Annotated in this window: 10 protein-coding genes; 1 reads left to right on the top strand and 9 read right to left on the bottom strand. The window is 69.9% G+C overall.

Translation table 11 applies throughout. The features are described 5' to 3' along the window. Positions 1–3: 3 nt before the first annotated feature. A complete protein-coding gene (locus DCE93_RS04965; protein WP_108594909.1) occupies positions 4–993 on the top strand; it encodes an asparaginase in 990 nt (329 codons plus the stop codon). Positions 994–1115: 122 nt separating this feature from the next. Here DCE93_RS04965 and DCE93_RS04960 read toward each other — a convergent pair whose 3' ends face one another. From DCE93_RS04960 to DCE93_RS04920, 9 genes are all read right to left on the bottom strand, one after another. Next, positions 1116–1916, bottom strand: a complete 801-nt coding sequence (locus DCE93_RS04960; RefSeq protein WP_235825369.1) for an ABC transporter permease — start codon at positions 1914–1916, stop codon at positions 1116–1118. A gap of 95 nt (positions 1917–2011) precedes the next feature. Continuing rightward, positions 2012–2923: an ABC transporter permease gene (locus DCE93_RS04955; protein WP_108594908.1), complete on the bottom strand. Its 912-nt coding sequence runs from the start codon at positions 2921–2923 to the stop codon at positions 2012–2014. Between the two features lie 2 nt (positions 2924–2925). Beyond that, entirely contained in the window at positions 2926–4131 is a 1206-nt protein-coding gene (locus tag DCE93_RS04950; protein ID WP_205647479.1) for an ABC transporter ATP-binding protein, read from the bottom strand. After that, positions 4128–5342 (bottom strand): ABC transporter substrate-binding protein, encoded by a 1215-nt coding sequence (locus DCE93_RS04945; protein WP_244284242.1) that lies wholly within the window; start codon positions 5340–5342, stop codon positions 4128–4130. Before DCE93_RS04945 ends, DCE93_RS04950 begins: the two co-directional genes overlap by 4 nt. A 148-nt stretch (positions 5343–5490) precedes the next feature. Continuing rightward, the gene (locus DCE93_RS04940; protein WP_146184940.1) at positions 5491–8523 is read right to left on the bottom strand and encodes an FtsK/SpoIIIE domain-containing protein; all 3033 of its coding nucleotides are present in this window, start codon (positions 8521–8523) and stop codon (positions 5491–5493) included. Between the two features lie 138 nt (positions 8524–8661). Beyond that, the gene (locus DCE93_RS04935) at positions 8662–9264 is read right to left on the bottom strand and encodes a zinc-ribbon domain-containing protein (RefSeq protein ID WP_108594904.1); all 603 of its coding nucleotides are present in this window, start codon (positions 9262–9264) and stop codon (positions 8662–8664) included. Continuing rightward, entirely contained in the window at positions 9261–11630 is a 2370-nt protein-coding gene (locus tag DCE93_RS04930) for a transglutaminase TgpA family protein (protein ID WP_108594903.1), read from the bottom strand. Before DCE93_RS04930 ends, DCE93_RS04935 begins: the two co-directional genes overlap by 4 nt. Beyond that, a complete protein-coding gene (locus tag DCE93_RS04925) occupies positions 11627–12949 on the bottom strand; it encodes a DUF58 domain-containing protein (RefSeq protein ID WP_108594902.1) in 1323 nt (440 codons plus the stop codon). Before DCE93_RS04925 ends, DCE93_RS04930 begins: the two co-directional genes overlap by 4 nt. Beyond that, the gene (locus DCE93_RS04920; protein ID WP_108594901.1) at positions 12946–13917 is read right to left on the bottom strand and encodes an AAA family ATPase; all 972 of its coding nucleotides are present in this window, start codon (positions 13915–13917) and stop codon (positions 12946–12948) included. The genes DCE93_RS04925 and DCE93_RS04920 overlap by 4 nt, the downstream gene beginning before the upstream one ends. Positions 13918–13923: the final 6 nt, after the last annotated feature.

Genomic DNA, 13923 nt, shown 5'->3' with positions numbered 1-13923 from the left:
CAGGTGGCCGGCACATTCTCAGTCACTGATTCCGTCGAACTCGCCGTGGTCGAGCGTAGTGGTTTCATCGAATCCCGTCACGCGGGTTCCGCCGTCGTGCTCTCCCCCGAAGGCGAGGTGCTGCGCGCCCTCGGCGACACGACGACGCCGATCTTCCCGCGCTCGTGCCTGAAACCGTTCCAGGCGGTCGCGGTCATGACCTCGGGGGTCAGCCTCCGCGGCGAAGACGCGGCGATCGCCACGGCGAGCCACTCGGGCACCGCGGCGCACGTCGCACTCGTTCGGCGCCTGCTCGAACGAGAGTCGCTGCCGGAGTCGGCCCTCGGCTGCCCTGCGGCGTCGCCCGGCGATCAGGTCGCGCGTGAACAGCTCATCCGTTCCGGTGGCCGGCGCGAGCGCGTCTACATGAACTGCTCGGGCAAGCACTCCGCGATGCTGCTCGCCTGCGTCGCCAACGAGTGGCCGCTCGAGGGCTACCTCGACCCCGAGCATCCGCTGCAGAAGCGCGTGCTCGACGTCATCGAGCGGTTCACCGGCGAGCGACCGGCCGCCACGGCGATCGACGGATGCGGCGCGCCCGTGCACGCCATCAGCCTCGGCGGACTCGCACGCGGCATCCAGAAGATCACGACCGCCGCTGCCGGCTCGCCGTTCGCCCTGTACCGCGAGGCGGCGGCGCTCACCCAGGCGGTTCGAGAGCACGCCTGGGCCGTCGGCGGTCCGGGTCAGCCCGACACGATCGCCGTCGAGCGACTCGGGGTCTTCGCGAAGGTCGGCGCTGAGGGCGTCATGGTCATGACGGCGCCCGACGGCACGACGGTGGCCCTCAAGGTGCTCGACGGCTCGTCGCGGGCGTCGACGATCATCGCGTTGCGCCTCCTCGCGCAGGCCGGCGCGATCGACGACCAGGCCATCGACGCCGTGCAGACCGAACTCGACCTCTGGGTCATGGGCGGCGACCGCCGGGTCGGTTCGGTTCGCGCCACGATCTGATCGGCTCGAGCCGTCTGCACGACTGGCGCGATCGACCCCGGAACAGGATGACTCGCCGTCGGCCTCCCGAGAACAGGCTGCGCACGACGACCACAGTCCTCCGTTCCTGTTTCGAACTCGGGTCAGCCGAGGCCCGCGAGCCGTTTCGCACGCGCCGCGCGAGAGACCTGCGCGACGATCACGAGCACGAGGGCGAAGAGGAACACCGCGGAGGCGATGACGTTCGCCTCGGCCGGGATGCCCCGCGACGCGGAGATGTACACGTACTTCGGGAAGGTCGACACGGAGCCCGAGTTGAAGTTCGTGATGATGAAGTCGTCGAAGCTCAGCGCGAACGACAGCAGTGCCGCCGCGACGATGCCGGGCAGCAGCAACGGGAACGTCACGCGCCAGAACACCTGCGACGGCGAACCGTAGAGATCGCGCCCCGCCTCTTCGAGTGCAGGATCGAGGCTCGCGACGCGTGCCTTGACCGTGACCACCACGAAGCTGATGCAGAACATCGTGTGCGCCAGAACGATGGTCGTCATGTCCTTCGCGACGCCGACCGCGAGGAACTGCGCCGCGAGCCCGGCGCCGAGCACGACCTCGGGGGTCGCCATCGGCAGGAAGAGCAACAGGCTGATCGCCCCGCGCGCACGGAACCGGTATCGCACGAGCGCGATCGCGATCATCGTGCCCAGGGTCGTCGCGATGACCGTGGCGGCGACGCCGATGACGATGCTGTTGCCGAAGGCCTCGCACACCGCCCCGCCTTCGACGCTGCAGACGTTCAGCCACTTGTCGAGGGTGAATCCGCGCCAGGCGATGTTCGACTTGATCGAGTCGTTGAACGAGAACACGAAGGTGTAGGCGATCGGAATCAGGAGGAACACGAACGCGATGATCGTGTAGGCGGGCAGCAACCAGTCGCCGAGCCCGATGCGGCGGGGGCGCGCACGTCCGCCGGGGCGGCCCGGTTGCTGCTCCTGGCTCTCGCTGAAGCCGCCGAGCACGGCAGCCGCCTGGACTTCTCCGCTCACAGCAGGTCCTCCGTTCCGGCTCTTTTGACGTAGACGCCCACGAGCACGAGGATCGCGGCCATGAGGATGATCGAGAGCGCCGCTGCCGCCGGGTAGTTCAGCAGCACGAGGAAGTTCGCCTCGATCACGTTGCCCATCATCTGGGTGTCGGGTCCGCCGAGGAAGTCCCGGCTCGCGTTGACGTAGTCACCGGCCGCCGGGATGAAGGTGAGCAGGGTGCCGGCCACGATGCCCGGCATCGACAACGGAACCGTGACCTTGCGGAACACCGTGAATGGGTTGGCGTACAGGTCGCTGCCGGCCTCGAGGTAGCGCAGGTCGAGGCGTTCGAGCGTCGTGTAGAGCGGCAGCGTCATGAACGGGATGAAGTTGTAGGTGAGGCCGAAGATCACCGCGAACGGGGTGCCCGTGAAGTGCGCGTCGGGCGCCATCAGCGAGAGCGCCTTCAGCGAGGTGATGATGAACGACTCGTCGGAGAGGATCTGCTTCCACGCGAGGGTGCGCAGCAGGAAGCTGATGAAGAACGGCGCGATCACGAGCACGAGCATGAGCCCCTGCAGGAGCGGCCATCGTCTCGCCTTCACCCCGATGAAATACGCGAGTGGGTAGCTGAACAGCAGGGCGAGCACCGTGGCCGCGAGTGCGTACCCGAACGAGCGCAGGATGTGCGGCAGGTACGCCTCGACCACCGCCACGTAGTTCTGCCAGTTGAACGCGTAGTCGTACTGGCCGATGTCGCCGAACTCGCGCGGCGCCTGCAACGAGGTGAGCAGCAGGGAGACGAGGGGCGTGATGAAGAACAGCACCAGGTAGAGGATGCCGGGCAACAGCAGGAGGAGGGCGATCCGGCTGCGTCTCCTCGGCGCCTGGGGCACGGCTTCCGCGGTCTGGAAGGCGGCGAAGGCCATGGTCAGCCCTCCTCGAGCTCCGCGACGAGCGCCTCGCGGCGCTGCACGGCGATCGAGTTCGTGTCGTCGTCTGAGGCGAAGCGAGCGGCGGGCGCGGGCACGTCGTCGAGACCGAAGCCGTGCTCGACGGGCCACGAGACCCAGACCTCGCCGCCCTCGGCGACCACCGGTCCGGAGCCCGTGTTCTGTGCGAACACGGTGACCGTGCCGGCGCCCGGGATCGCCACGATGTACTGCGTGCTGACGCCCGAGAACGACACGTCGATGACCCGGCCGGGCCCGATGATATTGCGATCGGATGCCTCGGCGGGTGCGTCCTGGTGCAGTGCGACCTTCTCGGGGCGGACCCCGACGGTCACCTGCCCGTGATGACGCTGCGCTCGCGACGTGGGCACGACCAGACGGGCACCGCCGATGTCGACCGTGATCGCGGCATCCGTCGACCCGACGACCTCGCCGGTGAAGAGGTTCGACTGGCCGAGGAAGTTCGCGACGAACACCGTGCGCGGCAGTTCGTAGAGCTCCGCGGGAGCTCCCATCTGCTCGATCGATCCCTTGTTCATGACCGCGACGGTGTCGGCCATCGTCATGGCCTCCTCCTGGTCGTGGGTGACGTGCAGGAAGGTGAGCCCCACCTCTTCTTGGATCGTCTTCAGCTCGAGCTGCATCTGCCGACGCAGTTTCAGGTCGAGCGCGCCGAGGGGTTCGTCGAGCAGGAGGAGCGCCGGCCTGTTGACGATCGCGCGTGCCAGCGCGACGCGTTGCTGCTGCCCGCCCGACAATTGCGCGGGCCGACGCTGGGCGAGATGGTCGAGCTCGACGAGCCGGAGCGCCTCGTGGGCTCGGCCGGTCGCGTCGTCGATGCGGCGACGCTTGAGCCCGAAGGCGACGTTCTCGAGCACCGACATGTGCGGGAACAGCGCATAGCTCTGGAATACGGTGTTGACCGGTCGTTCGTGCGCCTTCGTGTCGGTGACGTCGCGGCCGCCGATCAGGATTCGGCCGTTCGTCGGCTCTTCGAGCCCCGCGACGAGCCGGAGCGTCGTGGTCTTGCCGCAGCCCGAGGGACCGAGCAGGGCGAAGAACGAGCCGGCCGGAATCGTGAGGTCGAGCTCTTCGATCGCCGTGAAGCCCGGAAAGCGCTTCTGGATGCCGACGAGCTGGAGGTCTGCGCCGCGCTCTGCGAATTCGCGAACCGCCACGCTCATGCCCCCAGCAGAATGCTCTGGAACTGCGCCTGGTACTTCTGCTCCTCGGCGCCGTCGAGGGAGCGGAAGATGTGCGCGTTCGCCAGGGTCTCCTCGTTGGGGAAGATGAGCTGGTTCTCGGCGAGTTCGGGGTCGATCGCGATGGCGGCCTCCTTGGCTCCGACGACCGGGGTGATGAAGTTCACCCATGCCGCCACCTCGGCCGCGATCTCGGGCTCGTAGTAGTAGTTGATGAGCTTCTCGGCATTGGTCTTGCGCGGCGAACCGATCGGCACCAGGAAGTTGTCGTTCCAGATCGTTCCGCCGGCGGTGGGCAGCGCGAACTTCCACTTGTCGCCCGCCTCGGCGTTGAGCACCGTGATGTCGCCCGACCAGCAGATCGCCGCGAGCGTGTCTTCGCTCTTCAGGTCTTCGAGGTAGGAGTTGCCCTTGATGTTGCGCACCTGACCGTTGTCGACCTGCGTGCGGAGCACGTCGATCGCGGCCGTGAAGTCGTCGTCGCCCCAGTCGCCGGCGATGTCGATGCCGTTCTGCAGCATGATGAGGCCCATCGTGTCGCGCATCTCGGAGAGCACCCCGACGCGGCCCTTGAGATCGGGGCTCCAGAGGTCATCGACGGATTCGATGCCGCCCGGGATCGCCTCCGTGTTCCAGCAGATGCCGGCGAAGCCGCCCTGCCACGGCACCGAGTACTCCCGCCCTGCGTCGAAGTCGGGGTCGCGAAGTGCGGGACTGAGGTTCGCGAGGTTCGGGATGTTGGCGTGATCGAGCTTCTGGGCGTAGCCGAATCGGATCCAGCGCGCGATCATCCAGTCGGTGAGCACCGCCGTGTCGGCGCCGATGTCCTGGCCGAGGGCGAGTTGGTCTTTCACCTTGCCGTAGTAGGTGTTGTTGTCGTCGACGGCGACCTCGTAGTTGACCGTGATGCCCGTCTCCTCGGTGAAGCGCTCGAGGGTGGGGTAGGCGCCGCTGTCGTCTTCGTCGATGTAGGCCGCCCAGTTCGCCCAATTGAGGGTCGGGTCGTTGGCCGAATCATCGACGGCGGCGTCGGGCTTGCCCTGCGCACCACCGGTCGAGCAGGCCGCGAGGGCGAGTGCCGCAGCACCCGCGCCGGCACCGGCGAGCAGCGTGCGGCGGTTCAGCTGCGCTCGACGGGCCTGCGCGATGAGCGCGCGGATCATCGGGTCCTGGGGAAGAGGGCGTCGACTCACGGGGAACTCCGTTCGGGTTTGCGGCAGTGCAAGGGTGGGAAGATCCTGCCACACTGCCGAACGGATTTCACACGATCATGTCCGAATCGTTAATTTCTGCGAACATCTCGTTCGGAATCAGCACTGTTGAGGGCGATTCAGCTCGGTTTCAGTCGTCGAGCCGTTTCGGCCAGGTCGCGCGTCGCACCGGGGCGGCAGGCTCGACGACCCAGCACTGTCGCGCGCCTTCATCGAGGAGCGGTGGCAGCTCGCGGGTTCGCACGAGGGCCCGATACTCGGCGGCACCGCCGTGGACGACGAGCGCAGCGTCTTCGCGGAGCTGTGCGACGAGTCCCCAGCTCGCCGCCCACGCTTCGCCGTCACCCACGATCACGGGCGGCGCATCGCCAGGATGGGCGGCGAGCGCGGCTCGCACGACGGCCTCACCGCCGGCGGTGAGGAGGAGCGGCGACCGGCCCAGTGCGGCGACCACGGCGGCAGCCGCGCGCGGAGCGGCCGCAGCGATCGCGTACAGCCGATCGGGATGCAGCTCAAGCTCCGGCACGGCGGGCTGCGCCGCGGCGATGCGGCCCGCCGCCTGCACCACTTGCACGCGGTGGTCTCGCCACTGCCCCGATCCCGGGGCATCCGCGGCTCGCCAGAGCTCGCCCCGACCACCTGACTGCACGAGATCAGAACGGGTGGCATGGCGGAGCAGCAGTCGCGCGCCGAAGCCGTCGCGGAGACCGGCGCCGAGCCCGTGCAGATGCGTCGTGGATGCGACGACCGAGACGCCCTGGCCGCGCCCCTCCCTGATCAGCGACTCGACCATCTCGAGCGCTGCATGGCGGTACTCCTCGGGCCACGCCCTGAAGCACGTGTCGAGGTCGTCGATCACCACGATGAGCCGAGGCGGCGCCGTGGCATCGCGAACGGCTGCCTGCGCGCCGACGAGTGCGTCCCAGATCGCGCTGCGCCGGCCCTCGAGCCGGAGCACGGCGCCCCGCCCGAACATGGAAGCGGAGGCCTCCTCGACCGCGGCGAGCGCGTTGCTCCGGCCGCTGCCCTGCGCGCCGATCACGAGCAGGCTACCGTCGCGGCGCGGCGACCAACCGGCGGGACTGCGCCGCTGAAGCTCGGGTTCATCGAGCAGGCCGATCACGAGATCGTCGGTGACCGCCGGTTCCCCCGTTTCCAGGGTGCTCCACTCGCGCGCCGGCGACGTCGGCTCGGCGATGAGCGCCGCGAGTGCCGCGAGTGCCGCCCGTGTGAGCGGCGCCGGCAGCGGATCGAGCCAGGGGCGACGAGCAGGCGCGAGACCTCTCGCTGCCGCGGCCGTCGCCGCGATCGACGCCGGCCCGGCGATGGCGGACTGGAAGGGAACGGGGATTCCGTCGCCTCGATCGACCACCCCTCGACCCGGGGAGTCGGGCGGGATCTCCGCAGCGGACGGACTGCCGACCACGGCCTCGCTGTCGGATCGCCGCATGACCCGAAGCGATACGCGCATGGCGCAGTTGGCGGTGACCTGCTCGCGCACGACGCCGTTGGGGCGTTGGGAGGCGAGCACGAGGTGCACGCCCAGCGACCGGCCTCGCGCGGCGATGTCGCCGATGATCGCGCCGAAGTCGGGGAATCGCTCGATCATCGCCTGGAACTCGTCGATGACGATCACGAGCCTCGCCAAGTCGACCTCGTGATTGAGTTCGGCGATGCTGCGCGCTCCTGCCCGGGCGAGCACGGTCTCGCGATACCTGAGTTCGGCCCGCAGGCTCGAGACCGCGCGTTCGGCCTCCGCCTCGTCGAGGTCGGTGACGATGCCCGTGACGTGCGGGAGCATGCGGATGGGCTCGAACGCCGCGCCGCCCTTGAAATCGACGAGGAGGAACGAGACGAGCGATGGCGGGTACACCGCCGCGAGCGCGACCATCCAGGCCAGCAGGAATTCGCTCTTCCCGCTACCGGTCGTGCCTGCGACGAGCGCGTGCGGCCCTCCCCGCGCGAGGTCGAGCTCGAGCACGCCGTCGTCGACGAGGCCGACCGCTGCCAGGAGCGTCGAACGATCTCGCTCGGCGACGACCGGCTGGCGCAGTTCTTCGACCCTCACGTGCTGCGGCAGCGCACGCGATCGGCCGCCCAAACCGGATCGTTCGGCCGCCAGCCGCGCCGAACGAGCCCATTCCGATGCCTCGGCGACGCCGATCAGGAACGGCGTCAGCGGCGAATCGTCGGCACCGCCCCGCCGCCGCAGGGTCGCGATATCGGGACCGTCGAGCTCGACGATCGTCTCGAGTCCGGGCGGCAGTTCGGCGGCGTCGCCCGCGACCGCGACGACTGCGATCGGGGAATCGCCGCGCAGGATGCTCGGCGGAACCGGCGACCCCGCCGCCCCGCGCCCCGAGAGGCCGCGGTCGCCGCGGTTCCCGACCCTTCGGGCGGACTCGCCCCGGTCGCCGGCTCCGTGCACCTCCCGGTCGATGACGACCATGGTCGCGCGGCCGGGGCCGTCGGTGTGCGGCAGTGCGCGCATCCATCCCCACGGATCGTCGCCGCAGCGGCCTGGGCCGTCGATGGTGAAGGCCTGCGGGCTCGCGTGATACGCGAGCTGCACCACCGCCGCGCGGGCCGCAGCTCGCGCCAGCGACAGCTCGCCCACGAACCCGATGCCGCTTGCGGCATCGGCCAGCACCGGAGCCGCATCGAGCCTCGTCGCGAGGAGCAGCAACTCCCGGTCGGCGTCATCGACCGGGCTCCCATCGACCCGCATCGTGCTCGGCACGGCGCCCCGGCCGAGCACGATCGGCGGCGGAGCACCATCGCGCCAGGCCGAGTGGTCATCGCTCTCGAGCACCAGGCGAGGTGAGGGCCACCGGCGCCATGCCGACCGCCGTTCGTGTTCGTGACGGTGGCCGACCTCGATCGCGAGGTCGTCGAGTCGTTGCCGCCGCTCGGTGGCCGCACGCCGGCGCAGACGCCGTGCCGACCTCCGCCCATCGACCATCGATGCGATCGCCACCAACGGGCCGATCGTCGCGAAGAGCAACGAGAACACCGACCCCGTGATCGCCCACAGCCCGACCGCACCCGCAACTGGGGCGAGTGATGCCAGAACCGGGAAACCGCCCCGGGCCGGTTCAGCGGGCGCAGGCGGCAGCGCGAGCGGAGTCTCGACCGACCGGGGTGCATGCTCGAATCGTTCCACGAACAGATCCGATCACGGCGATCGGCGGCATCGCCCGTCGTCGTCGCGTTCAGGGTGCCACGGCACGGCTCCGGCCGCTGTGGAGGACAGGTCCCTCCTCGACACTCCGAAAACGCCGGGCCGATGCTTCGCCGGCGCTCAAGCGACGACGAAGAACTGCTCCGCCAGCTCCACCCGGCTCCCCCTCGGAACGAGATATCGTCGTCCGGATTCGCAGCGCACCGCCCCGTCATCGGGGCGTCGCACGATGGTGCCGTTGCCCGAGAACCGGTCGGCGATCCAGAGCGTGCCGTCGTGCTCCCCGAACTCCAGGTGCGTCTTCGACACCGACAGCGAGCGATCGGCGATCTGCACGAGGTGATCGAACTGCTCGCCGGGCTGCGGCATCGGCCGACGGCCGATGAGGCCGGATCCGAACACCGTGCGGGTCTCGCCGGTGCTGAAGGTGAGCACGAATCTCGTCGATGCCGGCGGCTCGACGGTCTCGGGGTGCGCCGCCGGAGCGGGCGAGGCGAGGCCCGCGGCATCCACCGGCTCGATCGCCGTGACCGCGCGGAAACCGTCGACCGGAATGCTGATCACCCCGCTGTTGCGCCTCGCCGGCCGCTCGATCACCGTGGTGTCGCCGGGTCTCGGATCGGGTCGACGCCGGGACTCGGGGGTCGCGCTCGTCGAGCTGCCGCATTCGCCGCAGAACATGGCCCCGTCGGGGAGCTCGGCCCCGCAGATCCGACACGTCACGACCGCGCTCCTCTCCGGGAGACAGCGTACCCGCCGAGCGAGGTCAGCGAGACCGAAGCCCGCAACCGCTCGCGGAGCGGTCGCGGCGCACCGAGGCGCTGCTGCAGCTCATCGACGGAATCCCACACGCGCAGATCGTCGCCGTCGGACGGACCGTCAGGGGCGAACACCGCCCGATCGACGACCGAGGCGAGAACGAGGGGTGCGAGACCCCCGACGGTCGCAGCCTGCTCGGAACGGGTCGCCGTCGGGCTGATGGCGTAGCCGTAGTCGGCGGCCGCATCGGCGAACTCCTGCCAGCCGCCCTCGATGCGTTCGACCGCTGTCGGGGCTCGGCGCCGGAGCCGCCTGCGCCGCAGCTTCGCGACGATGATGGCGAGGAACGGGCTCGCGATCACGGCGAGGCCGGCGAGCACCAGTCCGGCGACGCCGAACACCCCGAGCAGCACCTGGAGCCAGGCCTGCGCATCGTCATCGGGATCGTCGGGGGGCGTCTCGGAGTCGGATCCCAGGTCATCGACCGGTGTGCGCTCCGCCGGCGGTGGCAGAACCGATTGCGGCCGCGAGACGATCGTCGGTTGGTCTGGCTCGCGCTCGGGGATCTCACGCGGCACCGGGTTCGGGTCCACTGCGATCCACGCTCCGTCGGCCCGCTGCACCTCGATCCACGCCTGCTGGTCGTTGCTCTGCAACCTCGTGACGCCGTTCGGAACGGGTGGGGTCGAGGCATCCGCCCCGTCCGGCTCCTCCGAACCGTCCGTCGCCTCCGAACCGTCCGGCTCCTCCGAACCGACGCCGTCGCTCGGCAGGTAGCCGACGACGACCCTCGCCGGAAAGCCGATGCTCCGGGCCATGAGCGCGGCCGCCACGGCGTACTGCTCGCCGTCGCCGATCATCGGTTTCTCGACCGCGAGCTCCTCGAGGCGATCGAGCGAGTGGCCCGAGCGGCTCGGCTCCTCCTCATCGAGGCCGTGACTGACATAGCCGTTCGCATGGAAGCCCTCGACGACCGCGCGCAGCCGCTCGCCGGGATCATCTGACGCCGGCGCCCATTCGTCGAGCAGCCGCGCCAGGTTCTCGGGCAGATCGGGCGCGGTGGGCAGCACGCTCGTGCCCGGGCTCAGTGTCACGAGGTCGGCGGGTTCGACCGGCACCACCGACGTCGCCGTGTACCGATCGCCGGCGCGGAGTGCGCTCTGCACCGCACCGGTGCTCGTCACGTCGTTGTAGAAGAACGACTCGGTGAGCGTCTCCGCCCGGGTGCCGCCGAAGGTCATCCGCTCGAGCCGGCCGATGCCCGGCACCCACACCTGCGAATACCCCTGCACCTCGACCTCGATCTCGACGGGCACGTTCTGTTCGCTGATGCCGGACTGGTCGAGTCGGTACGGCACCCGCGTGAATCGACCCGAGGCGGAGGCTCCGTCGGCTCCGCCCACCGAGTAGACGATGCCGTCGTAGGTGTCGAGGGTCGCGACGCGAAGGCCGGCTCCGTCGGGGAGGCCGCGCACGTCGAGCATCGTCCGCTCGGCGACGTCGTCCCTGAACGCGGCACGGAACCCCGCGAGCGGACTGTCGTGGTCGCGAGGTTCGAACGGCGGTTGCAGCTCGGCCCGCACGACGTTGCGCGGCGGCACCGGCAGGGCGAGGGATGCCGCGGTGGCCCCGATGACCGCGATGGCCACGAGCGCCGAAGCTCCGAGCACTCGGCGCGCATCGGTGAGTGCGGCCTCGACGCGGCGACCGCTCGTGATCGCCCGCCGAGCTGCGATCGCGACGCGGACGAGCCAGGCCACCGCCGCGATGAGGAACGCGATGCCGGCTTCGACGGCCAGCGCCGAATGGACCACACCGAGCGCGATGCCGACGATGAGGAGCACTGCGGGCGGCAGTGCTGCCGCCGCGGGCCGCCGGCTCCGCAGCGCGATCGAGATCGCGATCACCGCTGCCACGAGCGCCAGGAGGAACGGCGGCACCAGCAGGGCCTGGTAGGAGCCGACGGGAACCGAGATCGTGACGAGCTGCTTCCACGAGAGCGCGGCACCGGCGAGGAGCTCGACGATGCCGGCGGGTGTCGGCAGGACCCCGGCGATCGCGCGGCCCGGCACCGCGGCCGGCACGCCGAGCACGAGGAACGCACCGAACATGGAGAGCACGGTGATCCAGGACTGGAGCCGGTAGCGGGCGCCCACGACGCCGATGATCGTTCCGGCGACGATCCCGACCGCGGCGGCGATGACGAACTCGGGGCTCTCGTAGATCGGCCACCACGGCACCATCGCCGCGGCGAGCATCGCGACCACGAGCACGATCGTCACGAGCGTGGGACCGAATCGGGTCGCGCCGGCGGGAGTGCGGGCGCTCATGCGACGGATGCCGATCTCGCGAGCATCGCACGCAGGTCTTCGAGGTACCCGATGCCGAACACGGTGAGTCCGGCGATCGTGCGAGCGGTCGCCTCACCCTCGGGTGCGCACTGCACGGCGATCGTCTCGACGCCGGGCGGCAGGCGGGTCGCCGCTGAGCGCAACGGTGCGATTCCGCGAGCGGTGCCGGTCACGAGGAAGGCGAGCGAGACGCCCGCGAGCGATTCCGCGGCGGCACGTGCGACGTCGGGGAGCATCACCGCGGTCTCCTCGGTCTCGACGAGGCAGAGCGCATCGAGAAGGCGGTCGCGCGAGACCGTCGGCAGTTCCCGCATGGCGTTCTGCCGTATTCCGGCGGTCGATGCGTGCCCCGAGACGACGAACGAGACCGTCCGGGCGTCGCGGATCGCACGTGCGCCGACGGATGCCGCGGCGCTGACCGCGAGCTCGAACTCCGCCTCGTCGGTGTAGGCGCCCGGATCGAGGTCGAGCAGCACCATGAGCCGGCTGCGCCGGGTCTCCTCGAACTGGCGCACCATGAACGTGCCGGTCTTGGCCGAGCTTCGCCAGTGGATGAATCGCCGGTCGTCGCCGGGCACGTATTCACGCAACGCATGGAAGGCGATGTCGCTCGCGGTGAGGTCACGGGTCGGCGTGCCCTCGAGGTCGCGGATGAAGCCGGAGCTGAGAGCGGCGATCGGAACCGTTCGCGGGTGCACGTGCAGATCGACGGTGTCCGACCAGACGAACTCGCGCCGCATGAGGCCGATCGGGTCCGCGCGCACGGTGCGCGCAGGACCAATGGCGATCACGCCTCGGCGTTCGGTCGGGATGCGGAACTGTTCATCGAAGGCGCGGCCGCGGGGAAGCGCCGGCAGCACCCGCTCGACGACACGGCGGCCGACGGGGAGCTCGAGTTGGACTCCGCCGAACCTGCGTCCACCTGGACTCGCCGCGATCAGCCGGGCTTCGGCGGGCTCCCCGACGACCACTCGGGGCGACGGCAGCACGAGCCGGATGGAGCCGGCGCCGCGGCCGATGAGCCACACGGATGCCGCAGCGACGAGCACCGCCAGTCCCCAGCCGAGTGCGATGAGCTCGAGCCAGCCCCACCCGTATCCGATGAGGAGTGCGAGCGCGGCACCGGCGATCACCGCCCAGCCGATCGGTGTCACGACACCGTGCACGGCCTCGGTCGCTCGCGTGACCGCGGCATCCGCCGTGCGTGTCGCTTGGACGGCGCGACTGATGACGACCGCGAGCAGGCCCTCTTTCTTGGCTTCCTCGGGAATCGTCGTTCGAGTCTGAGTGAGCGTCACACCGCCTGCCTGGTCGAGGGCGGCGGTGTCTCGATGAGCACCTGGGCGATCATGTTCGACGCCGTGACGCCGTCGAACTCTGCCTCGGGGTCGAGGATCAACCGATGTGCGAGCACGGGTTCGGCGAGCGCCTTCACGTCGTCGGGTACCACGTAGTGGCGCCCTCGACCGGCGGCGTGGGTCTTGGCGGCCCGGATGAGCGCGAGCGCCCCGCGCACGCTGACGCCGAGCCTCACCTCGCGAGCGGTGCGCGTGGAGTCGACCAACCGCGAGACGTAGTCGTGGATCGTCGGGTCGACGTAGACGGTGCGGGCGATCGCCGCCATCTCGACTGCCTCGGCGGCGGCGAGCTGGGGTTCGACGCGGTGCTCGTGCGCGCGCTGATCGGCGCCCTCGAGGATCCGGATCGTGGAGGCGTGGTCGGGATATCCGATCGAGGTCCGCATCAGGAACCGGTCGAGTTGGGCCTCGGGGAGCCGATACGTGCCGGCCTGCTCGACGGGGTTCTGCGTTGCGATGACCATGAACGGATGCCCCACCAGATGGCTCTGCCCGTCGACGGTGACCTGGCCCTCCTCCATGACCTCGAGCAGCGCCGACTGGGTCTTCGGGCTCGCCCGGTTGATCTCGTCGGCGAGCACGATGCTCGCGAACACCGGCCCCGGGTGGAACTCGAAGACGCCGGACCGCTGGTCGTACACCGTGACCCCGGTGATGTCGCCGGGCAGGAGGTCGGGCGTGAACTGCACCCGGTTGCTCGTGCCCTCGATCGATTGCGCCATGGCCCGGGCGAGCGAGGTCTTGCCGGTGCCCGGCACATCGTCGAGCAGCAGGTGTCCTTCACTGAGGAATGCCGTGAATGCGAGCCGGATGACCCGGTTCTTGCCGAGCAGCACTTCCTCGACCGCGCCGACGAGCCGGTCGAGCGTCGCGGCGAACCGCGTCGCCTCCTCGGGGGTCATGGTCATGTCCGG

It is taken from the genome of Agromyces badenianii (genome assembly GCF_003070885.1).
Lineage (GTDB): Bacteria > Actinomycetota > Actinomycetes > Actinomycetales > Microbacteriaceae > Agromyces > Agromyces badenianii.
This window is presented reverse-complemented; position numbering and strand designations above follow the sequence as displayed.

Excerpts from the sequence above, each read along its gene's own strand:
- DCE93_RS04955 (WP_108594908.1), bottom strand. The coding sequence starts at position 2,923 with ATGGCCTTCGCCGCCTTCCAGACCGCGGAAGCCGTGCCCCAGGCGCCG.
- DCE93_RS04950 (WP_205647479.1), bottom strand. The coding sequence starts at position 4,131 with ATGAGCGTGGCGGTTCGCGAATTCGCAGAGCGCGGCGCAGACCTCCAG.
- DCE93_RS04930 (WP_108594903.1), bottom strand. The coding sequence starts at position 11,630 with ATGAGCGCCCGCACTCCCGCCGGCGCGACCCGATTCGGTCCCACGCTC.
- DCE93_RS04920 (WP_108594901.1), bottom strand. The coding sequence starts at position 13,917 with ATGACCATGACCCCCGAGGAGGCGACGCGGTTCGCCGCGACGCTCGAC.